At 67.0% G+C, this 21161-nt stretch carries 19 protein-coding genes; 15 read left to right on the plus strand and 4 right to left on the minus strand.

Annotated features, from left to right (window positions below):
- Positions 1 to 9 precede the first annotated feature (9 nt).
- The 11 genes from M1M07_RS17900 to M1M07_RS17950 all read left to right on the plus strand — a co-directional run bounded on the left by M1M07_RS17900 (position 10) and on the right by M1M07_RS17950 (position 11854).
- Entirely contained in the window at positions 10 to 1185 is a 1176-nt protein-coding gene (locus M1M07_RS17900; protein ID WP_248675050.1) for an acyl-CoA dehydrogenase family protein, read from the plus strand.
- Entirely contained in the window at positions 1182 to 2396 is a 1215-nt protein-coding gene (locus M1M07_RS17905; protein WP_248675051.1) for a CaiB/BaiF CoA-transferase family protein, read from the plus strand. Before M1M07_RS17900 ends, M1M07_RS17905 begins: the two co-directional genes overlap by 4 nt.
- A gap of 44 nt (positions 2397 to 2440) precedes the next feature.
- Positions 2441 to 3169 carry a 3-oxoacyl-ACP reductase FabG gene (gene fabG / locus M1M07_RS17910; RefSeq protein WP_197251625.1) on the plus strand — a complete coding sequence of 243 codons (729 nt, stop codon included), beginning with the start codon at positions 2441 to 2443 and terminating at the stop codon, positions 3167 to 3169.
- 155 nt (positions 3170 to 3324) lie between these two features.
- Complete coding sequence (locus M1M07_RS17915; protein WP_231610343.1) at positions 3325 to 3750, plus strand: carboxymuconolactone decarboxylase family protein; 426 nt, start codon at positions 3325 to 3327, stop codon at positions 3748 to 3750.
- 73 nt (positions 3751 to 3823) lie between these two features.
- A complete protein-coding gene (locus M1M07_RS17920; protein WP_248675052.1) occupies positions 3824 to 4615 on the plus strand; it encodes an NAD(P)-binding domain-containing protein in 792 nt (263 codons plus the stop codon).
- A gap of 331 nt (positions 4616 to 4946) precedes the next feature.
- Positions 4947 to 6572 (plus strand): NAD(P)/FAD-dependent oxidoreductase, encoded by a 1626-nt coding sequence (locus M1M07_RS17925; RefSeq protein ID WP_197251623.1) that lies wholly within the window; start codon positions 4947 to 4949, stop codon positions 6570 to 6572.
- A gap of 126 nt (positions 6573 to 6698) precedes the next feature.
- On the plus strand, positions 6699 to 7007 hold the full coding sequence (locus M1M07_RS17930; protein WP_231610341.1) for a hypothetical protein: 309 nt from the start codon (positions 6699 to 6701) through the stop codon (positions 7005 to 7007).
- Positions 7004 to 8086, plus strand: coding sequence for an alpha/beta fold hydrolase (locus M1M07_RS17935; protein WP_197251621.1), 1083 nt, complete (start codon positions 7004 to 7006; stop codon positions 8084 to 8086). Before M1M07_RS17930 ends, M1M07_RS17935 begins: the two co-directional genes overlap by 4 nt.
- On the plus strand, positions 8083 to 8880 hold the full coding sequence (locus M1M07_RS17940; RefSeq protein WP_197251620.1) for a triacylglycerol lipase: 798 nt from the start codon (positions 8083 to 8085) through the stop codon (positions 8878 to 8880). The genes M1M07_RS17935 and M1M07_RS17940 overlap by 4 nt, the downstream gene beginning before the upstream one ends.
- Positions 8877 to 10460 carry a long-chain fatty acid--CoA ligase gene (locus M1M07_RS17945; protein WP_248675053.1) on the plus strand — a complete coding sequence of 528 codons (1584 nt, stop codon included), beginning with the start codon at positions 8877 to 8879 and terminating at the stop codon, positions 10458 to 10460. Before M1M07_RS17940 ends, M1M07_RS17945 begins: the two co-directional genes overlap by 4 nt.
- A gap of 29 nt (positions 10461 to 10489) precedes the next feature.
- Complete coding sequence (locus tag M1M07_RS17950) at positions 10490 to 11854, plus strand: MFS transporter (RefSeq protein ID WP_248675054.1); 1365 nt, start codon at positions 10490 to 10492, stop codon at positions 11852 to 11854.
- Between the two features lie 72 nt (positions 11855 to 11926).
- Here the strand turns inward: M1M07_RS17950 and M1M07_RS17955 are convergent, their stop codons facing one another.
- The gene (locus tag M1M07_RS17955) at positions 11927 to 13738 is read right to left on the minus strand and encodes a helix-turn-helix domain-containing protein (RefSeq protein ID WP_248675055.1); all 1812 of its coding nucleotides are present in this window, start codon (positions 13736 to 13738) and stop codon (positions 11927 to 11929) included.
- A gap of 10 nt (positions 13739 to 13748) precedes the next feature.
- The gene (locus M1M07_RS17960; protein ID WP_248675056.1) at positions 13749 to 14804 is read right to left on the minus strand and encodes an alcohol dehydrogenase; all 1056 of its coding nucleotides are present in this window, start codon (positions 14802 to 14804) and stop codon (positions 13749 to 13751) included.
- A 302-nt stretch (positions 14805 to 15106) separates the two neighbouring features.
- Here M1M07_RS17960 and M1M07_RS17965 point away from each other — a divergent pair, with 302 nt between their 5' ends.
- Both M1M07_RS17965 and M1M07_RS17970 read left to right on the plus strand, forming a co-directional pair.
- Entirely contained in the window at positions 15107 to 16045 is a 939-nt protein-coding gene (locus M1M07_RS17965) for an alpha/beta hydrolase (protein ID WP_248675057.1), read from the plus strand.
- Positions 16046 to 16103: 58 nt separating this feature from the next.
- On the plus strand, positions 16104 to 17486 hold the full coding sequence (locus tag M1M07_RS17970; protein WP_248675058.1) for an NAD-dependent succinate-semialdehyde dehydrogenase: 1383 nt from the start codon (positions 16104 to 16106) through the stop codon (positions 17484 to 17486).
- Positions 17487 to 17569: 83 nt separating this feature from the next.
- On the opposite strand, the gene M1M07_RS17975 is transcribed toward M1M07_RS17970, so the two are convergent.
- On the minus strand, positions 17570 to 18442 hold the full coding sequence (locus M1M07_RS17975; RefSeq protein WP_248675059.1) for an oxidoreductase: 873 nt from the start codon (positions 18440 to 18442) through the stop codon (positions 17570 to 17572).
- A complete protein-coding gene (locus M1M07_RS17980) occupies positions 18432 to 19403 on the minus strand; it encodes an alpha/beta hydrolase family protein (protein ID WP_248675060.1) in 972 nt (323 codons plus the stop codon). The genes M1M07_RS17975 and M1M07_RS17980 overlap by 11 nt, the downstream gene beginning before the upstream one ends.
- Positions 19404 to 19691: 288 nt before the next feature.
- On the opposite strand from M1M07_RS17980, the gene M1M07_RS17985 reads away from it, so the two are divergent.
- Positions 19692 to 20585 (plus strand): pseudouridine synthase, encoded by an 894-nt coding sequence (locus tag M1M07_RS17985; protein ID WP_197252557.1) that lies wholly within the window; start codon positions 19692 to 19694, stop codon positions 20583 to 20585.
- Positions 20586 to 20641: 56 nt separating this feature from the next.
- Complete coding sequence (locus tag M1M07_RS17990) at positions 20642 to 21148, plus strand: SRPBCC family protein (RefSeq protein ID WP_197252558.1); 507 nt, start codon at positions 20642 to 20644, stop codon at positions 21146 to 21148.
- The last annotated feature ends 13 nt before the right edge of the window (positions 21149 to 21161 follow it).

Here is a 21161-nt window from a genome sequence, read left to right on the forward strand (position 1 = left end):
GTTGGTGACATGTCCCTCCTCGAAACCGAAGTCCCCGACGACGTCTTCGCCGACATCCTCGGGCACGTCAGAGAATTCGTCCGCACTCGCGTGGTCCCTCGGGAGCAGGAGATCGCCGAGACCGACGCCATCCCCGACGACATCCGGGCCGCCGTCAAGGAGATGGGCCTGTTCGGCTACGCCGTTCCGCAGGAATGGGGCGGCCTGGGCCTGAACCTGATGCAGGACGTCGAACTCGCCATGGAACTGGGATACACCACCCTGTCGCTGCGCTCGATGTTCGGAACCAACAACGGCATCGCCGGGCAGGTCCTGGTCAACTTCGGCACCGACGAGCAGAAGAAGCGGTGGCTCGAAGGTATCGCCTCCGGCGACGTCGTCGCCTCCTTCGCCCTGACGGAGCCGGGTGCCGGTTCGAACCCCGCCGGACTGCGCACCAAGGCCGTGCGCGACGGCGACGACTGGATCATCACGGGCGAGAAGCGGTTCATCACCAACGCACCGATCGCCGATCTGTTCGTCGTCTTCGCGCGCACGCGTCCGGCCGACGAGAACGGCACCGGCATCGCGGTCTTCCTCGTCCCGGCGGACGCCGACGGTGTGCAGGTGGGCAACAAGGACGCCAAGATGGGCCAGGCCGGCGCCTGGACCGCGGACGTGCACTTCGACCAGGTCCGGGTTCCCGCGGCAGCGCTGGTCGGCGGCAACGAGGACGTGGGCTACAAGGCCGCGATGATCTCGCTCGCCCGCGGCCGCGTGCATATCGCCGCGCTGGCCGTCGGGCAGGCACAGCGCGCCCTCGACGAATCGGTCGCGTACGCGGCTGCGGCAACTCAGGGCGGCACCCCGATCGGCAACTTCCAGCTGGTGCAGGCGATGATCGCCGATCAGCAGACCGGGGTGATGGCCGGCCGTGCGCTCGTCCGTGACGCCGCAAAGGCATGGGTCGAGGAGACCGACCGCCGTATCGCCCCCTCGGTGGCGAAGCTGTACTGCACCGAAATGGTCGGCAAGGTCGCCGATCTCGCCGTGCAGATCCACGGCGGCACCGGTTACATGCGCGAGGTTCCCGTCGAACGGATCTACCGCGACGTGCGCCTGCTGCGCCTGTACGAGGGCACCAGCGAAATCCAGCGCCTGATCATCGGGGGCGGACTCGTGAAGCAGGAACAGAAGGCAAAATGACACTCCCCCTCGAGGGCGTGACCGTCGTCGCGCTCGAACAAGCCGTGGCGGCACCGCTGGCCACGCGGAACCTTGCCGATCTCGGAGCCCGCGTGATCAAGGTCGAACGCCCCGACGGTGGCGACCTCGCGCGCGGCTACGACCACGTGGTGCACGGCACGGGCGCGCACTTCGTGTGGCTCAACCGAGGCAAGGAATCGATCGCCGTCGATCTCAAGCGGCCGGAAGGACGCACGGCCGTACGGAATCTCGTCGATCGTGCGGATGTCTTCCTGCAGAACCTCGCGCCCGGCGCGGCCGAGCGACTCGGGTTCGGAGCCGAACAACTGCGTGCCGATCACCCCGAACTGATCGTGGTGAACCTCTCCGGGTTCGGCGCGGGCGGGCCGATGGAACAACGCAAGGCCTACGACATGCTCGTACAGGCCGAGGCGGGCCTGATCTCGATCACGGGCACGCCCGAAACCCCGGTGAAGACAGGTATCCCCACGGCCGATATCGCGTCCGGAATGTATTGTGCCCAAGCGGTTCTTGCAGCCCTGTTGCGGCGGGGACGTACGGGTGAAGGATCTGTGATCGACGTGTCGATGCTCGAGGCCACGGTCGAGTGGATGGGCCACTCGATGTACACGCAGATGTACACGGGCGAGCAGCCACCGCGCATGGGGCTGAGCCACACGTCGATCGCGCCGTACGACGCGTATCCCACTCGAGACGGCCAGGTACTGATCGGTGTGCAGAGCGAGAACGGTTGGCGCGCACTGGTCCACGACGTCCTCGAAGCGCCCGAACTCGCCGACGATCCCCGCTTCGCGACAAACATCGACCGCGTGAAACATCGAGCCGAGTGCGACGCCGCGGTGGCCGAACGAACCGCTCACCGGTCGACCGCCGAACTCGATGCGAAACTTGCCGCTGCCGGTGTTCCCGCGGCGCAGGTCAAGCAGATCGAGCAGGTCGTCGCCCATCCGCAACTCGCCGCCAGAAACCGCTGGCGCACCGTCGGCACCGAGAACGCCGAGGTCGAGGCGCTGCTTCCCCCGGCGACCTTCAGCGATGTCGAGGCCCGCATGGGCGACGTCCCCGCGCTCGGTCAGCACACTCGTGCACTGCTCGAGGAATCCGGAATGGATTCGGCCGACGTCGAATCCGCCCTCGAAGCGGGAATCGCCGTGCAATCGACCAAGCTCCATTCCGCTTCGACGCGGTGACACACACGGACCCGACCGAGTCGGGTCACAAGGAAAGGATTCTCATGCTGTCAGGACGCACCGCGGTGATCACCGGAGGCGCTCAGGGGATCGGATACGCGATCGCCCGTACGTTCGCCGACAACGGCGCCCGGGTCGTGATCGGCGACCTCGATGAGTCCAAGGCGAAGGATGCTGCTGCTTCGCTGGGAACCGATGCGCTCGGCGTCGGCTGCAACGTGGTCTCCTCCGACGACGTGGCCCGTCTGCTCGACGCTGCCGTCGAATCGTTCGGATCCCTCGACATCATGGTCAACAACGCCGGCATCACCCGCGACGCGACGATGCGCAAGATGACCGAACAGCAGTTCGACGACGTGATCTCTGTTCACCTGCGCGGATGCTGGAACGGCACCCGTCAGGCGGCCGGGATCATGCGTGAGAACGGCGGCGGATCGATCATCAACCTGTCCTCGATCTCCGGCAAGGTCGGTTTCGTGGGTCAGACGAACTACTCCGCGGCCAAGGCCGGAATCGTCGGCCTGACGAAGGCGGCTGCCAAGGAGGTCGCACATCTCGGGGTACGGATCAACGCCGTTCAGCCCGGTCTCATCCGCACGGCGATGACCGAAGCGATGCCACAGAAGGCGTGGGACCAGAAGATGTCCGAGATCCCCATGCAGCGGGCCGGCGAACCGTCCGAAATAGCTTCCGTCGCCCTCTTCTACGCGTCGAACCTGTCCTCGTACATGACCGGCACCGTCGCGGAGGTCACCGGCGGACGCTACATGTAGAGCGGACTGTTCCACATCGGAACACCGTCACTTCGGCCTGTCGCTCTAGCGTGGGAGCGGTAGCCATGGTGCCCGTCACATCGGTGACACCGCGGCGGACGACAACACATCGGGACGCGAACCGACCGTGTCCTGCGAGCCGACAGGACGACCTCATGACCACAGACATGACCACAGAACGCTTCCAGCGAGGCCTCGACCGCATGATGGGGCTCGTCTCCACCGAGCACTCCAACACGTTCGATCACGCCAAGCTCGTCGAGTCCTACAAGGATCTCGACACCGAGCTGCCCGACTACATCGTCTCGTTCGCGTTCGGGGACATCTACTCCCGGACGAGCCTGAGCCGGCAGGAGCAGACGCTCGTCACCATCTCCACGCTGGTCGCCCTGGGTACCGAGCCGCAGCTGAAGCTGCACATCAACGTGGGTTTCAATGTGGGCCTGACCAAGGAGAAGATCGTCGGCGCTCTGATCCAGTGCATCCCCTACATCGGATTCCCGCGCGTCCTCAACGCCCTGACCCTGCTCAAGGAAGTCATGGCCGAGCGCGGCCTCGAGGTCGAGTCGCCCACCAACTGAGGCGACATCCCGCGGCACATCAGGGTCCGTGCGGATCGCCGCCCCACCCACTCAATATCTCTAGGAAACCCTCATGCACTTGGTTATCGGACTCGGGCCCATCGGCGGAAGTGTCGGCGCACATCTCGCCGAGCTGGGCCGGAAGGTGTACGGCTACGACTTCAACCAGGAACGCCTCTGCGAGTGGTCGCAGGAGACCGGGTCACCGGCGGGTAGCGACCTCGCGGACGTCGATTGGAAGTCCGTCGACAGTGTCCATGTCGCGGTGCGGCTGGCGGACCAGGTCTCGTCGGTGTTCGAGGCCCTGACGGCCCACACCGCGCAGCCGCTGACCGTCTTCGTCCACACCACGCTCGCGCCTGCCGACGCACGGAAGATTCTGCCCTCGGCCCCGGACGGCTGGCGCGTCTTCGAGGCCCCCGTGTCGGGCGGCCCCCAGGGTGCACGCCACGGCACGATGACCGTCTTCCTCGCCGGACCCGCGCCCACCGACGCCGAAAATGCTCTGCTGGAAGAGATCTCCGGCCGCGTGTTCCGCACGGAGTCCTACGGACAGCCGGCCATCGTGAAGCTTCTCAACAACACGCTCGCCACCTACAACCTGGCCGCCGCCGCACGGATGCTCGCAGTCGCCGAGCAGTCGGGGGTGGCAGCCCGGGATCTCTTCGACGTGATCGGAGTGTCCACCGGCCAGAGCTGGATGAGCGACAACCTCGCCGATGTCCAGTACGACCTGCTGCTCAAGGATGTCGAATTGCTCCGCGGCGAAATCGGCTCGCTTCCCGCCGTGGATCTCGGCGACGAAGTCGAGGCGAACATTCTCCGAGCACGTGAACTGCTGACCAGCGGTTCCGAAAATCGTTGACCGAGAACGAATAACACCGACAGATCTCGGCGGGTCGTTTCCCGCCGGGAACATGTCCCGCCCAGAGGGGTCGGACGAGGCCGGCTCCTCGTCCGGCCCCTCTGCGCGTTTCCGGTGCTGCGCAAACCTGTCGGCGCAGGGTGTTCCGGATGTGTTTCACATCGGAACAGCTGTGTGCCGGACGACAGGCCTAACTTCGAACACAGACCTCGTGTCGACCGTCACACGAGATCGACACGGCGGGAGACGCCACAGGAAGCGGAACGCAGGGGTTTTCCGCGTCCGGTCGGATTCGACACCAATCTCATCGCACCGAACGAAGGCCATTTCCATGACTGCACAGATCGCACCCAGCATCGTCGACGCCGTTGTCATCGGCGCAGGATTCGGCGGCATCTACGCCGTGCACAAGCTGCACAACGAACTCGGGCTGACCACCGTCGGTTTCGACAAGGCGGACGGCCCCGGTGGCACCTGGTACTGGAACCGTTACCCCGGCGCCCTCTCCGACACCGAGAGCCACCTCTACCGCTTCTCGTTCGACCGCGACCTGCTGCAGGACGGCACCTGGAAGACCACCTACATCACCCAGCCGGAGATCCTCGAGTACCTCGAGAGCGTCGTCGAGCGGTTCGACCTGCGCCGCCACTTCCGGTTCGGCACCGAGGTCACCTCGGCGATCTACCTGGACGACGAGAACCTGTGGGAGGTCACCACCGACAAGGGTGAGGTCTACCGCGCCAGGTACGTCGTGAACGCTGTCGGCCTGCTCTCCGCGATCAACTTCCCCGACCTGCCCGGTCTGGACACCTTCGAGGGCGAGACCATCCACACCGCGGCCTGGCCCGAGGGCAAGAGCCTCGCCGGTCGTCGCGTCGGTGTCATCGGCACCGGATCCACCGGCCAGCAGGTCATCACCGCCCTGGCCCCCGAGGTCGAGCACCTCACCGTGTTCGTCCGGACCCCGCAGTACTCCGTGCCGGTCGGCAACCGACCGGTCACGAAGGAACAGATCGACGCGATCAAGGCCGACTACGACGGCATCTGGGACCGCGCCAAGAAGTCCGCGGTGGCCTTCGGCTTCGAGGAGTCCACCCTGCCGGCCATGTCGGTGTCGGAGGAGGAGCGCAACCGCATCTTCCAGGAGGCCTGGGACCACGGCGGCGGCTTCCGCTTCATGTTCGGGACCTTCGGCGACATCGCCACCGACGAGGCCGCCAACGAAGCCGCCGCATCGTTCATCCGCAGCAAGGTCGCGGAGATCATCAAGGATCCGGAGACCGCCCGCAAGCTGATGCCGACCGGTCTGTTCGCCAAGCGTCCGCTGTGCGACAGCGGCTACTACGAGGTGTACAACCGGCCGAACGTCGAGGCCGTCGCGATCAAGGAGAACCCCATCCGCGAGGTCACCGCGAAGGGCGTCGTGACCGAGGACGGCGTCCTGCACGAACTCGACGTGCTCGTCTTCGCCACCGGATTCGACGCGGTCGACGGCAACTACCGCCGCATCGAGATCCGGGGCCGGAACGGCCTGCACATCAACGACCACTGGAACGGTCAGCCGACGAGCTACCTGGGTGTCACGACCGCGAACTTCCCCAACTGGTTCATGGTGCTCGGACCCAACGGCCCGTTCACGAATCTGCCGCCGACCATCGAGACGCAGGTCGAGTGGATCAGCGACACCGTCGAATACGCCGAGCGCAACGAGATCCGTGCCATCGAGCCCACCCCGGAGGCCGAGGAGGAGTGGACCGAGACCTGCACGGACATCGCGAACGCCACGCTGTTCACCCGCGGCAACTCCTGGATCTTCGGCGCGAACATTCCGGGTAAGAAGCCGAGTGTCCTGTTCTACCTGGGTGGGCTGGGTAACTACCGCGGCGTTCTCTCCGGGGTCGTTGCCGACGGGTACCGCGGCTTCGAACTGAAGTCCGCTGTCCCGGTAACGGTCTGACCTGTCGACCGCACGGAGGGAGGGGGTGCCGCCGATCGGCGGCACCCCAGCGGTCGGATGTCACACATCACCGGGTTCGACACGGGTCGGACCGGAGGGGATTTTCATGCGCAACGAGGGATATCGATGACCGGATTGCCGAGCTGGAGAACGCCTTACGATTTCGCCGAACGACTTGTCGCGCCGCCGGCCGAAGCGTTGGTGCGCAGCGATCGGTTCGCGGCAGTGGCCGCCACCGTTTTCGGTATCCGGCGTGCCGTGGGCGATGGCCTGAACGGTCTCGCCGCGACGGTGTGGCACCTGGTCAATCTGCCGGCCGGCAGCGACCTGCATCGGATGCACGCACAGCTCGGGGCGCTGGACCGGGACGTGCGGCGGCTGTCGCTGCAGCTCGAGCAGCGCGACACCGCTCGAACAGGGAGTGATGGACGATGACAATCGACGTCGAAGCACCGGGCATCGTCGACCTTGTGGGCCGGGAGCTCGAACGTTGCGTGCTCCGGGCACGCAACGGAATTCGTATGGCAGCGGGGATCTCCCGGCCCGAGGTGGGTACGACACCCAAGGATGTGGTGTGGCGCCACGGTCGCACCGAGCTGTGGCGGTACCGCAGCGACGACGTGCGGGTCTCGCCCCCGCTCCTGATCGTCTTCGGTCTGTTCTCGCGCAGCTACATTCTGGATCTGCAGAAGGGCAACAGCTTCGTCGAGCAGCTCGTCGACGCCGGATTCGATGTGTACCTGCTGGATTGGGGGGTTCCCGACGAGCGCGACGCGGCGAACCGGTTGGAGGACTACGTCGACGACTACATTCCCGCCGCGGTCGAACAGGTGCGCCGCATCTCGGGAGCCGAACAGGTCGACATGCTCGGCTACTGCTTCGGCAGCGTCCTGTCGCTGCTCTACGCCGCCCGCCGTCGCGACGCGCCGCTGTGCAGTCTGACCGTCGTGTCCGCGCCGATCGATCTGCAGCAACTGGGGCCGTTGACCAGCGTGCTCGGCAACACCGAATCCGATGTCGAGAAACTGCTCGATGTCGACGGCAACGTGCCGCCGCACGTGGTGCACCAGGCGTTCCAGATTCTGAAGCCGACCATGCGGGTCACCCGGTACGTGGATCTGTTCGACAAGCTGTGGAACGACGACTACGTCACGGCCTATCAGGCGATGATCGGATGGGCCGGCGATCACGTCCCGCTCCCCGGTGGGGTCGCACGGCAGTTGGCGGAGATGACCCGGACCAACGCGCTCGTCGACGACGCGATCGTCCTCGACGGAGACCGGGTCCACCTCTCCGACATCACCGTGCCGTTCCTGACGGTGCTGGGCGACCGCGACCACATCGTGCCGGAGGCGTCCGCCGCCCCGCTCATCGATCTGGTCGGCTCGTCCGACAAACACGAGCTGCGGCTCGAGGGCGGGCACGTGGGGGTGCTCGTGGGCCGGACCGCAGCGAAGAAGACCATCCCCGCCATCATCGAATTCCTCCTCCGACGAAGCGAGACCATCACATGACCAGCACCTCGCAACGAGGTATGTCGGCACCGGGTGATCTGCTCCACTACACCGAGTACCCGCGAGCGGCCCTCGACGGGGCGCTCCTCGCGTGCGCGGCACCCCTGTTCGCCGCACTTCCGCGCGGAGACAACCATCCCGTGCTCATCCTGCCGCGCCTGCACGGAACCGACATGTCCGCGGCGACGATGCATTTCGTGCTCCGGGGACTCGGATACCGGACCTACGGGTGGCGGCTCGGCCGCAACATCGGCCCCACCGGAAAAGCGGTGCACGGCATGCGGGCACGGCTGGACTACCTGACCAATCGGTTCCAGCAACCGGTCACGGTCATCGGGTGGAGTCTCGGCGGTATCTACGCCCGCCAGTTGGCTCGTCGCACTCCGGACGCCGTCCGGCAGGTCATCACGCTGGGCAGCCCGATCCGTCTGGCCCGGCACGAGCAGAGCCGCGCCAACCGACTGTTCCATTCGTACGCCCACGAGCACATCGAGCCGTTGGACGTACCGCTCGAACGGGGCAAGGGTCCGCTCCCGGTCCCAGCGACGTCGATCTACAGCCCGCTCGACGGCGTCGTCGCCTGGCGGACCTGCCTCGACGAGCCGTCCGAGCGTGCAGAGAACATCGCCGTCCTGGCCAGCCACATCGGGATCATCGGTCACCCTGCAGCGTTGTGGGCCGTCGCGGACCGTCTCGCCCAACCCGTCGGCAGGTGGACCCCGTTCCGGCCCCCGCCGTGGCTGTGGATGGCCTACCCAGAACCCGAAAGTCCCGTACCAGAAGGTCTGTCATGACGAACCTCGCTCACATCCTCACCGAGTCCGCGCGCCGATATCCCGATCGGCCCGCGTTTCGTGTCGACGACGTCGTCGTCACCTATGCAGAACTCGACGCACTGACCGCGCGCGCCGCGGCCCGCCTCCGGGCCCGAGGAGTCCTGCCGGGTGACCGAGTCGCGATCGCACTGCCGAACGTTCTGGCATTCCCGGTTCTCTACTACGGCGTTCTTCGCGCCGGCGCGACCGTCGTGCCGATGAACCCGCTGCTCAAGGCCCGCGAACTCGAGCACCACTTCCGTGACTCCGGTGCCGCGCTCGCATTGGTGTGGAGCACCGTGGCGGCCGAGGCGGATTCCGCCGCCGCAGCGACCGGAACCACGGCTGTCGTCGTCGACGAGGAGACCGTCGCGGCCGTCGCGGAGTGGCCGGCCACCGAGGATGTCGCCGCGCGAGACGACGCCGATACGGCCGTGATCCTCTACACCTCCGGTACGACCGGGACCCCGAAGGGTGCCCAGCTCACCCACGCGAATCTGCGTCGCAACGCCACCACGTTCGTCGACATGTTCGACTTCGGCCCCGGCGACGTGGTGGCGGGGTGCCTGCCGTTCTTCCATGCGTTCGGGCAGAGCAACGCACTGAACGCCTCCATCCTGGCGGGTGCGAGTGTGTCGCTGGTACAACGCTTCGACGCTGCGAAGGTTCTGCAGCTCATCGAGCGACACGGGGTGACCGTATTCGAGGGCGTTCCCACGATGTATGTCGGCCTGCTCCACACCGATCTCGGGCCGGTCGACACCTCGAGTCTGCGCATGTGTGTCTCCGGTGGTGCCGCGTTGCCGGTCGAGGTTCTGAACGGCTTCGAGGAGACCTTCGGCGCCCCGATTCTCGAGGGTTACGGTCTGACCGAGACGTCGCCGACCGCCACTTTCAACCGGCTCGGCCACACGAAGCCCGGTTCGATCGGACTGCCCATCGACGGTGTCGAAATGAAGGTGGTGGACAGGAACGGCGCCGAGGTCCCGTCCGGTGAGGTCGGCGAGATCGTCATCCGGGGGCACAACGTGATGAAGGGCTACTGGAACCGCCCGGACGCCACCGCGGCGGCGATCGTCGACGGATGGTTCCATACCGGCGACATGGCCGTCCGCGACGACGACGGCTTCTACTTCGTCGTCGACCGCAAGAAGGACATCATCATTCGGGGCGGGTACAACATCTACCCGCGCGAGATCGAAGAAGTGCTCTACGAGCATCCCGCAGTGCGCGAGGCCGCGGTCATCGGTGTGCCTCACGCGACGCACGGTGAGGAGGTCGCCGCCGCGATCACCTTGCGTGCCGGTGCCGCCGCGACACCCGACGAACTCCGCGAGTACGTCAGGACCCGCGTGGCCGCCTACAAGTATCCGCGCCATGTCTGGCTGGTCGACAAACTTCCCAAGGGAAGCACCGGCAAGATCCTCAAGCGCGAGATCGACTTCCCCGCAGAGATTCTGGGGACTTCTACGCCCTCCGGTCGGGATCGGGGCCATCGGCCGTCCGACCCGAACGGGCGCCACCGGCACACCGAACCGGCCGCCGCGCCGACCACATGACGAAACCTGCTCCCCCATCGGAGAACCGAATGACTTCGACAACAACCGATCCGGACACTCGACGCAGACGAACCGTCGCGTGGGTCGTGTCCCTCGCCACCGTCGGCCTGATCTTCGACGGCTACGACCTCGTCGCCTACGGCGCGGTGGTGTCCACCTTCCTCGACGATCCGAGTCACATCGGTGAGGTCACGCCCGCGCTCGCGGGCACGCTCGGCAGCTACGCGCTGCTGGGAATGATGTTCGGCGCCTTGTTAGCCGGTGCCGTCGGCGACGTGCTGGGACGCCGCAAGGTCATGCTCATCTCCTACGCATGGTTCTCCATCGGCATGTTCGTCACCGCACTGATGACGACGACCACCACCTTCGGTGCGATGCGCTTCGTCACCGGCCTCGGTATCGGGGCACTCATCGCGACGACCGCGACCCTGGTGACCGAGATCGCCCCGCCTGGGAAGAAGAACCTCTACAGTGCGATCACCTACTCCGGCGTGCCGCTGGGGAGCCTGCTGGGCGCCCTTCTCGCGATCCTTCTACTCGAATCCATCGGCTGGCGAGGGCTGTTCATGATCGGCGCACTGCCGATCGTCACGCTGCTGCCCCTGGCGATCGTGAAGATGCCCGAGTCGGTGCAGTGGCTGGTCGCCCGCGGTCGGATCGACGAGGCCCGCGCGGCCTCCGCGCGAACCGGTGTGCCGATGCCCGACAGCCTCGCGCCGCCGGCGAAGACCGAGCGGGTGGGTTTCGCCGGCCTGGTCGGGCGCGGATTCCTGTTCTCGACGATCGTGGTGGGATCGATCAGCGCCCTCGGGCAGTTCCTCAACTACTACCTCAACACGTGGTTGCCGGTGTTGATGGAGAAATCGGGGTTCAACACCAAGGGATCGCTGGCCTTCCTCCTCGTGCTCGGTGGAGGTGCAATCCTGGGTGCGGTCGCCGGCTCGCGGTGCGCCGACCGATTCGGCCCGAAACCTGTTGTGGCCACGGGCTTCTTCATCGGCGCGACCTTCGTCGCCCTGATGACGCTGGACATGCCGCTTCCCGTCCTGCTGTTCTTCGTCGCGGTCGTCGGCTTCGGCACAACCGGAACGTCGATTCTGGTGTACGGATTGGTGGCGAACTACTTCCCCACCCGGATGCGCGGTGCTGCCGTCGCGTGGGCTGCCGGCTTCGGCAGGCTCGGCGGCGTCAGCGGCCCGCTGCTGGGTGGCCTGTTCCTGGCCGCCGGGTTCGGGGTGGACGCGGTGTTCTATGTCCTCGCGGGCTTCGCGCTGCTGGGAGTCGTCCTGACGGTGCTGATTCCGAAGGTCCGGGCCGGGGCGGAGGGTCCCGACCGGACCGACGAATCCCTCAGCCCGAGCTCCGCCGAGCCGGCGCTGTCAGCGGCCACCTAGGCGCTGACGCGCCCGTGTGCCTTTGTGGCGCCCGGGGCCGCCACATGTACACACCGGCGGCGCGCTCGGGGATCAGGGGCCGAACGTGCTCAGCTGTTCGTCATCGATCTTCAAGGTCCGCATCTTGCGATACAGCGTGGTCCGGCCGATGCCGAGGATCTCCGCAGCGCGTGACTTGTTGCCTTCGGCGTCGCGCAGTGCACCGATGATCGCCTCACGCTCGGCCTGCTCGTAGCGGCCCATGGTGGAACGGGTGGTATCGCACATGGAGGGCGGGAGGTCCTTGGCCTGGACGAACCCGCCTTCCTGTGCCGGTGGCAGGGACGCCAGCAGCCGGACCAGCTCGGCAACGTTCCCCGGCCAGCGCCAGGCCAGCAGGCAACGGAGCGCGACAGGCGAGAATCGCGGCGGTGGTGTACCTGGGAAGCGGGCGGCGGCGACCTCGCGGATGACGGAGGGCAGCTCGTCGCGCAACTCCGCGAGCGAGGGGACACGCACGGACATGGGTGCCGAGCCGTCCTGGGAGCCACCGCGCTCGGTGAGAATCACCAGGGGACCGTTCGCAGCTCCGGAGCACCGACCCCGAGCGAAATCTGCGAGGCGCGTGCGACTTTCGTTTCCGACATCGTCGGCATCGACGACGACACCCCTGCCCTCGCGCAACACTTCGCCGGCCGCGTCCCAGAAGCTGCTGTTCTCGGAGAGGTCGGGCCGGGTGAACACCGCAGGGTCCCGGCCGGTTCGTTCGCGCAGCCACGTCGTGGCCTGGAAGCGCTTGCCGACCCCGGGCTCGCCGACGAGATGGATGAATCCGTCCGGGCCCGCCACGGCGGTGAGCTGACGACGCACCCGTTCGTACGGGGACTCCGTGGACCGGCGGGTGGCGATCAGGCCGTCGGACGTGCCACCGACGACCGGAATGCTCCCACCCCGCGGGGGTGTACCGAGATCGGTGGGCATCGGTTCGGCCGCACCGGGAGTCACGAACTCGAGAGCGAAGATTGCGTCGTGTTCGTCGCGGCCCAGACGCCGCACCAGCGCCTCGGTTCCGAGTGTGGGAAGTTCCAGGCGCAGGACGTCGTCGCCCCAACGATGGGCTCGCAGTTTCTCCCACAACACGGCGTGCGCTTCGGCGTCCAGGTGTGCGAGAGACGGCAGATCCGTCATCACGGTGTCCGAACTCATCACCAACACCGATCGCCGACCCGCACGGAAGCGGCGGTACACACGTGCCAGCTCCAGGTCGCGGGAATCGGCCATGTTCTCGAGCGCTTCGGCGATCTGTTGTCCGGCCTGCCGGGCCATCGCCACCATCAACGGGCTCGAGACGTCGATGTGGGAGGCGAAGGCGAGCGACCCGACCATCCGCCCGGTGACGGGGTGCTTGATGGGAGCTCCGGCGCACGCCAGCCGCGCCAGGTTGTCGTTGAAATGCTCGCTGCCGCGGACGAATACGACATCGCGAGCTTCGATGGGAGTGCCGAGACCGTTCGTGCCCAGGGCCTGCTCGGAGAAGTCGAAACCCTCGATTGCGTTGGCCTGGTCCAGGATTCGAGCATCCTCGGCGTCGACGATCCGGCGGGACATGATGCGGCCGTTCTCGTCGGCGAGCAGCAGCGCCAATCGCGACTGGGTGAGATTGTTCTGCCACTGGTCCAGGACGCGACCTGCCGCGCGCAGGATGGCGCTGTCCGGGTCGATCTCTCCGAGGACGAGCGGTTCGGCTCCGGGGTCGACCCGGTTCGAGATGGAGCGACGCCAGCTCTGCTCGATCTCCGACGCAACAAGGGATTCCAGCACGGACGCCCGGAGGAGGCCCTGCTCGAGCATGCGCTCGCGGGCGTTCCTCACCTCGTCCTGGCGCCGCGATCCTTCCACTGGCATCACTCCATTGTCAGGCCCTCAGGACGATGCGTCCAGTGACTCCACCCGCGGTGAGATCATCCAGGGCGCCGGACACCTCGGTTGCCGACAGCGGCCGTTCGACGACGGGGATGGTGGGAACCTCCCCGCGCTGCGCCAACCGCACGAGTTCCTTCATCTGCGCGAGAGTTCCCACGAAACTTCCCTCGATGCGGATCATGCGCAGCGCCAGCAGCGCGGTCGGGATGGTGACCTCGCCGCCGAAGAGCCCGACCTGAACCATGATTCCGCCCTTGGCCAGGATCTCGAATGCCGAGGTGGCCGTGGCGCCGTTGTTGACGAAGTCCACAACCGCCCCGGCCGGCGCACCGACGGCCTCGCGAAGTGCCGCGGCATCGCCCGTTCCCGGATTGAACGTGTCGGTGGCTCCCATGACGCGGGCGGACTCGAGATTCCGGTCGGCCACGTCGACGGCGCAGATGTTGCGGTGCCCACGGGAACGCAGGATGGCGATGGCCGTGAGGCCGAGTCCCCCGGCTCCGAAGATCACCACGGGTTCGTCGGGGTCGAGCGGAAGGATCTTGTCCACGGCGCTGTAGGCGGTCAGGCCGGAGCACGCCATGGTGGCGGCCCAGCTCGGATCGAGACCGTCGGTGTCCACGAGGTACTTCTCGTCGGGCACGAGGATGCTCTCGGCGTATCCGCCGTGCCGGGCGACACCCAGGTTCTTCCCTGCGGCACAACGATTGTCGTGACCTTCGCGGCACTGACGGCAGGTTCCGCAGCCGATCCACGGGTAGATCAGGCGCACATCACCCACCTGCACCGACCCGACTTCGTCGCCCACCTTCTCGACAACACCGACCACCTCGTGGCCGAGCACCATGGGGTATTCGATGCCGCGTTCCTTCAGGCTCATCGTTCCGCGGCTGCCGAGGTCGTACCCACCGGCTCGCAGATGGGTGTCGGTGTGGCAGACGCCGGCCCGGAGGACCTTCAGCAGCACCTGCCTGCCCTCGGGATCCGGCGTGGGCACCTCGAGGGCGTGAATCGTGGGGTCGTCGGGCATGACGGCGAAGACGTGCATGGGGATGGGCTCCGTTCGATGTGGCGATCGGCAGATTGCTTCGACGATGCACCACCGCGTAGACGTGCATCCGATACCGAACATCTCGTTTATCGAGTACTCGCACAGTATCGATCGGGCCCGCAGGCCGACTGTTTCAAATCGGAACAGCTGTGGGGCGGAGCGCCTCTCTAGCTTGGGAAGCACAGAGTCGTGTCGGCCATCACACACCGAGCTCGCCGCGACCGAATACCACACACCGGTGGGCGACGTCGTTCGTCCCCTGCACCGGAAATGCTCCGATACTCACAGGAGGAAGTGCCATGACCAGCAATGTTTCCGAACAGACCGGGATCGCAGCGGGCAGCGTCGAGGACCGAGACGTGCTGCGCGACCTCTATGCCGACTGGTCGGAGATCATGGCCGCCAACCCGGAGCTGTCGCTGCGTCTGCTGCGTTCCCTCTTCGACGAGTGGCACCAGCCGACCGTCGAACCCGAGGGCGTGACCTACCGCGAGGACACCGTCGGTGGCGTTCCCGGCATCTGGTGCCTGCCCCAAGACGCGGACGCATCGAAGGTCCTGCTCTACACGCACGGCGGCGGCTTCGCTGTCGGGTCGGCGTCCAGCCACCGCAAACTCGCAGGTCACGTCGCCAAGGCTCTCGGTGTCGTCAGCTTCGTCCTCGACTACCGCCGGGCCCCCGAGTTCGGGCATCCCGCGCAGATCGAGGACGGTGTCGCGGTCTTCGACGCGCTGGTCGCGGACGGGATCGCCCCGCAGGACGTCACCACGATCGGTGACTCGGCCGGTGGCAACCTCGCGATCTCCATCGCGCTCGCGCTCCTGCAGCAGGGTAAGCAGGGCCCCGGGTCGGTCATCGCCTTCTCGCCGTGGCTCGACATGGAGAACAAGGGCGAAACCCTCGTCACCAACGACGCCACCGACGCTCTCATCACGCCGGAACTGCTCGCAGGCATGATCGCCGGTGTTCTCGGCGACACGATCGATCCCACCACGCCCCTGGCGAACCCGCTGTACGCCGACTTCACGGGATTCCCCCGACTGTTCGTCACGGCCGGCAGCGTCGAGTCGCTCCTCGACAACGCGACCCGTCTCCAGGAGCGTGCCGAGTCCGCCGGTGTCGACGTGACCCTGTCCATCGGTGAGGGACAGCAGCACGTGTATCCGTTCCTGGCCGGTCGCTCCGCTCTCGTCGACGCCGAACTCGCGAAGCTCGCCGCCTGGTACCGCCGCAAGTGACGGGTCTCCCCCGGAACCCGCGCGGAGCGCTCCGCACCGTCGATCAGCAGGAGAAACCATGGGTGTCTACACCACCATCGACCCCGCCACCGGGGAACGGCTCGCGCAGTACCCGGAGATCTCGGATGCCGAGCTGAAGGATCTCATCGCACGCAGTGCCGCCGCCTACCGCGAGTGGCGCGCCACGCCTCTCGAGAAGCGGCGCGCCGTCCTGGCTCGCGTCGCCGAGATCTACCAGGAGCGAGCCGACGAGCTGGCACGCCTTCTCACACTGGAGATGGGCAAGCCGATCGCGCAGGCCAAGGGCGAGGTCGCCCTGGTCGCATCCATCTATCGGTACTACGCCGATCACGCCGAGGAGTTCATGGCCGACGAACCTCTCGACATCGCGGGCTCCGGCTCGGCGGTGGTTCGCACGGAACCGATCGGGCCGCTGGTCGGTGTGATGCCGTGGAACTACCCCTATTACCAGGTGGCTCGGTTCGCGGCGCCGAATCTGGCGCTGGGCAACACGATCGTTCTCAAGCACGCGCGTAACTGCCCGCAGTCCGCGCTGGCGATCGAACGCGTCTTCGCCGAGGCCGGTCTGCCGGAGGGCGTGTACGCCAATGCGTTCGTCTCGTCCGCTCAGGTCGCGGAGGCGATCGCCGATCCGCGGGTCCAGGGTGTCTCGCTGACCGGATCCGAGAAGGCCGGCTCCGCCGTCGGCGAGGTCGCCGGCCGGCACATGAAGAAGTGCGTGCTCGAGCTCGGGGGTTCGGATCCTTTCATCGTGCTGCGCGATGCGGACATCGATGCGGCAGCCGCTGCAGCCGCAGTCGGCCGGTTCGCAAACGGCGGGCAGGCGTGCACGGCGTCGAAACGGTTCTTCGTGGAGGAGCCGATCTACGACGAGTTCGTGCAGAAATTCCTTGCCGCACTGGCCGATTGGCAGCCCGGCGACCCGGCGGATCCCGGGACGAAACTCGGCCCGCTGTCGTCCCGTTCGGCGGTCGACGATCTCGACGAACTCGTGCAGGACGCGCTCTCGAACGGTGCTCGGGCACTGACCGGCGGCGAGCGTCCGGACGGGGACGGTGCGTACTATCCGCCGACGGTCCTGGTCGATGTCGCACCCGGGATGCGCGCGTACTACGAGGAGCTGTTCGGGCCGGTCGCGGTCGTCCACCGCGTCGGTTCCCTCGACGCCGCGATCGAGGCCGCCAACGATTCGCCGTTCGGTCTCGCATCGAGTGTGTTCACGGCGGACCCGGAGAAGGCGGACCGTGCGGCGAGCGAACTCGAAACCGGGATGGTGTGGATCAACAGCACCAGCAAGAGTTCACCGGATCTCCCGTTCGGCGGGGTCAAGCGTTCCGGATTCGGCCGTGAGCTGGCCCGGTTCGGGTTCGCGGAATTCGCCAACAAGAAGCTCGTCAGGAACCCTGGCGGGAAGCGATAGGGCACGTGAATGCGGCGATGCGGTCGTTCCGGAGTTTCCGGGAACGACCGCATCGCCGATTTCGCACGTTGCAATGGTGCCGATCAGAGCTCGAAGCGGACCCCGGTCAGCTGTTCGGACAGCTCCCACAGCCGGCGCGCGGTCTCCGGGTCGCGGGCCCGGGACGACGCCGACGCGACGTGCGGCGACCCGTACAACCCGAGGAACCCGTCCGGGCCGACGTACCCGCCACGCAACTCCGGCCGGGTCGCGGCGTACACGACCGATTCGGCGCCCTGCGCCGGAGTGCGCTGCAGGAACTTCTTGCCGAAACCGAAGAGGCGGTCGAACCAGGTGCCGGTGTTGCTGCCGACCTCGGTGGCCGCGTAGCCCGGATGCGCGGCGATCGCCCGCACCGGCGAACCGCTCGCCGCGAGCCGTCGTTCCAGCTCGAAGCTGAACAGCAGGTTCGCGAGCTTCGACTGCGCGTAGCCGCCGGAGCGGCTGTACGGGCGGCGCTCCCAGTTCAGGTCGTCGAGATCGACGCGTCCGAGGCGGTGGGCGGCACTCGAGACCGTCACGACCCGGTCGGTGATCCGGCCGAGCAGCAGCCCGGTCAGCGCGAAGTGTCCGAAGTGATTCGTGCCCACCTGCATCTCGAAGCGGTCTGCGGTCCGCTCCAGGGGCACCGCCATCACCCCGGCGTTGTTGACGAGCACATCGATCTTGTCGTGTGTCTCGCCGATGCCGGCGGCGAATTCGCGTACCGACGCGAGGTCGGACAGATCGAGCCGCCGCACCGATGCGTGCGGCCCGATCTGTCCGGCGATCTCCTGCCCTTTCGCCACGTTGCGGCCGGCGAGCACCACCTGCCCCCCTGCCGCCCCGAGTGCCCGGGCGGTGGCCTCCCCCACGCCGCTGGTGGCCCCGGTCACCACGAAGGTGCGGCCACGCAGCGACGGAACCTCAGGCGCCAATCGCGTTCTTCATCATCGGCAGCATCGCCCACAGCTCGTCCTGCCAGTAACCCCACGTATGGGTGCCCTGGATCGGGAACGAGAAGTGCGCCGTGTCGATACCCAGGGTCGCGAGACGAACCTGGAAGGCCCGGTTCTGGGCGCGCGCCAGAGTCTCGAGACCCATCGCATTGCCCGTGTTGAACACCCCGATCAGGGAGTTCGGATTGTCGTGCTCGCCGGGGACGCCGCCGGCCGCGGAGATCCACATCGGCAGGCCGCGCAACTGCGGTGCGGCGACGAACGGGTCGTGACGCAGCCACGCGGGGTTCCACGGCGGTCCCCACATCGCGTCGGCGTTGTAGCCGCCGGCGTCGAGCATCGCGACCCGGATCGCCTCGCGCATGCCGGGCGCCGAGAGGTTCAGGTAGCCGGACATCGACCCGGCGAAGGTGAACTGGTCGCGGTGGTAGGCGGCGAGGATCAGCGCCGCGTTGCCGCCCATCGACAGGCCGACGACCGCGTTGCTGCTGCGGCTGATGCCGTACCGCGACAGGTGGTCGGGCAGGTTCTGGGTGAGGAAGCTCTCCCACTTGTACGTGTAGGGCTGCCCGTTGAGGTTGCTGGGGCTGTACCAGTCGGCGTAGAAGCTGGACTGGCCACCGACCGGCATGACGACGTTGATGCCGTTGTCGGCCAGCCAGGCGGCGTTGGTCTCGTGCTCCCAGCCGCTGACGTCGTCGGTGGCGCGGAGGCCGTCGAGCAGGTAGACGGCCTTGTTGCTGCCGTTGTTCGCGAACCAGATGCGGACCTTGATCTGTCCGACGCCCCCGGGCGCGGGTACCCAGTCCTCGGTGAAGCGGCTGTACGGGTCGGCGGAGGCCGTCCCGACGCCGACGAACGCAACGGCGAGCGGCAGGATGACGGCCGCCACCAGCATCCGGACCAGCGCGCGCACCCCCCTCGGCCGCCTCGTGGTCATCGAAGAAGTTGTCACACCAAGCTCCCCTGTGTGTCTGTGTGTCCCGTAGCGGACACCGGCCACACTCGCGTCACAGCGGCAGGCCACGGCGCCCCCCGGTAGAGGCGCCTGGATGTCTGTCGGTCACTCTTACATATCTGTTACCGGCGTCTCAGCGTATCGTCACGGTCTCCATTCCTCTCGCTCAGTACCGATCCGTGACCCGCGGGAAACCGAAATGTCGCAGTTGGGACCCGATCGTCCGCCGCTCTCGGCGACCGGCACCGGCAGGGCCACTACCGTGGCGATGTGCCCATCGCCCCGCTCCCCGTCCGCGACGGCCTGAACCCGTCCCGGCTGCGCCTGCCCGACGCCGGGGAATGGACGACGGTGCTGGAGTACCTGCTGGCACGGTTTCCGCACGATGCCGCGCGCCTGCGCGAGAAGGTCGCGCTCGGCGAGGTGGTGACCGGTGACGGCACCGCGATCACCGACCTCTCCCCGTTCGCTCCGCGCGAGTTCGTGTTCCTGTACCGCGACCCGCCGCCCGAGGTGCCGGTGCCCTTCACCGTCGACGTCCTGCACCGCGACGAGCATCTGCTCGTAGTGGACAAACCGCATTTTCTGGCGACCATGCCGCGCGGCGGGTGGGTCACCGAGACCGCGCTGGTGCGGCTGCGGCGGGAACTGGATCTGCCGGAACTGAGTCCCGCTCACCGGCTGGACCGCCTCACCGCCGGCGTGCTGGTGTTCACCGTCCATGCCGGGGCGCGGCGGGCCTACCAGTCGTTGTTCGCGGAGCAACGCATGCACAAGGAATACGAGGCGCTCGCCCCCTTCACCGACGGCCTCACGTTCCCGCGGGAGGTCCGCAGCCGGATCGAGAAGCGCCCCGGGGTGCTGCAGGCGCGGGAGGTACCCGGCGAGATCAACGCGATCAGCCGCGTCGAACTGCTCGACTCCGACGGCGCGATCGCCCGCTATCGACTGCTGCCGCGGACCGGAAAGACCCACCAGCTGCGCGTGCACATGAATTCGCTCGGAATTCCCATCCTCGGCGATCCGCTGTATCCGAAGGTACAAAACGTTGCGCCACAAGACTTTTCACAACCATTGCGGTTGCTGGCGCGCAAGATCGAATTCGACGATCCATTTTCGGGTAGCCGGAGATACTTCGCGAGCCGACGAAACCTGGCAGCATAGAGGGACAGCACACCAGGACCCCGCTGATGACACGGGCTCATGTCTTGGAGGATCCCATGGATATCGGCACCGTTTCCCGTACCTACGACGGCCGGGTGGCCCTGCGTTTCGAACGCGCGTTCCCCCAACCGCCGGAACAGGTCTGGCGTGCGATCACCGACCCGGATCTACTCGCCACGTGGTTCCCGGCCCGGGTGAATCTGGTTCTCGAACCCGGGGCCCAACTGCAGTTCTCCGCGACCGATGAGCAGGTCCGCCGATTCGCGGTTCCCGCCGACCACACCACCCAGGGAACTGTGATCGCGGTCCGCCCGGCACGGGTCCTCGAGTTCATGTGGGACGCGGACGTCCTGCACTGGGAACTGGTCCCGGACGGCAGCGGCGGTTGCTACCTGACGCTGACCCACACCACCGACGACGAGGAAGACGCCTACGCGCACGGAGCCGGATGGCACGCCGGCTTCGAGGTCCTCGAAGCGCAACTGGAGGGGCGCCCGATCGACTGGTCACCGTGGGATCGCGCGGCCGAACTCGCCGAGCACTACCGGAACCCCGCAGGTTGACCTGCCCGTCAAC

This window comes from Rhodococcus sp. HM1, assembly GCF_023218075.1.
Taxonomy (GTDB): domain Bacteria; phylum Actinomycetota; class Actinomycetes; order Mycobacteriales; family Mycobacteriaceae; genus Rhodococcus.

What these genes read in the sequence shown, in the direction of transcription:
- M1M07_RS17900 (WP_248675050.1), top strand. Translation starts at nt 10, where the DNA reads ATGTCCCTCCTCGAAACCGAAGTCCCCGACGACGTCTTCGCCGACATC.
- M1M07_RS17905 (WP_248675051.1), top strand. Translation starts at nt 1,182, where the DNA reads ATGACACTCCCCCTCGAGGGCGTGACCGTCGTCGCGCTCGAACAAGCC.
- fabG (WP_197251625.1), top strand. Translation starts at nt 2,441, where the DNA reads ATGCTGTCAGGACGCACCGCGGTGATCACCGGAGGCGCTCAGGGGATC.
- M1M07_RS17915 (WP_231610343.1), top strand. Translation starts at nt 3,325, where the DNA reads ATGACCACAGACATGACCACAGAACGCTTCCAGCGAGGCCTCGACCGC.
- M1M07_RS17920 (WP_248675052.1), top strand. Translation starts at nt 3,824, where the DNA reads ATGCACTTGGTTATCGGACTCGGGCCCATCGGCGGAAGTGTCGGCGCA.
- M1M07_RS17925 (WP_197251623.1), top strand. Translation starts at nt 4,947, where the DNA reads ATGACTGCACAGATCGCACCCAGCATCGTCGACGCCGTTGTCATCGGC.
- M1M07_RS17930 (WP_231610341.1), top strand. Translation starts at nt 6,699, where the DNA reads ATGACCGGATTGCCGAGCTGGAGAACGCCTTACGATTTCGCCGAACGA.
- M1M07_RS17935 (WP_197251621.1), top strand. Translation starts at nt 7,004, where the DNA reads ATGACAATCGACGTCGAAGCACCGGGCATCGTCGACCTTGTGGGCCGG.
- M1M07_RS17940 (WP_197251620.1), top strand. Translation starts at nt 8,083, where the DNA reads ATGACCAGCACCTCGCAACGAGGTATGTCGGCACCGGGTGATCTGCTC.
- M1M07_RS17945 (WP_248675053.1), top strand. Translation starts at nt 8,877, where the DNA reads ATGACGAACCTCGCTCACATCCTCACCGAGTCCGCGCGCCGATATCCC.
- M1M07_RS17950 (WP_248675054.1), top strand. Translation starts at nt 10,490, where the DNA reads ATGACTTCGACAACAACCGATCCGGACACTCGACGCAGACGAACCGTC.
- M1M07_RS17955 (WP_248675055.1), bottom strand. Translation starts at nt 13,738, where the DNA reads ATGCCAGTGGAAGGATCGCGGCGCCAGGACGAGGTGAGGAACGCCCGC.
- M1M07_RS17960 (WP_248675056.1), bottom strand. Translation starts at nt 14,804, where the DNA reads ATGCACGTCTTCGCCGTCATGCCCGACGACCCCACGATTCACGCCCTC.
- M1M07_RS17965 (WP_248675057.1), top strand. Translation starts at nt 15,107, where the DNA reads ATGACCAGCAATGTTTCCGAACAGACCGGGATCGCAGCGGGCAGCGTC.
- M1M07_RS17970 (WP_248675058.1), top strand. Translation starts at nt 16,104, where the DNA reads ATGGGTGTCTACACCACCATCGACCCCGCCACCGGGGAACGGCTCGCG.
- M1M07_RS17980 (WP_248675060.1), bottom strand. Translation starts at nt 19,403, where the DNA reads ATGACCACGAGGCGGCCGAGGGGGGTGCGCGCGCTGGTCCGGATGCTG.
- M1M07_RS17990 (WP_197252558.1), top strand. Translation starts at nt 20,642, where the DNA reads ATGGATATCGGCACCGTTTCCCGTACCTACGACGGCCGGGTGGCCCTG.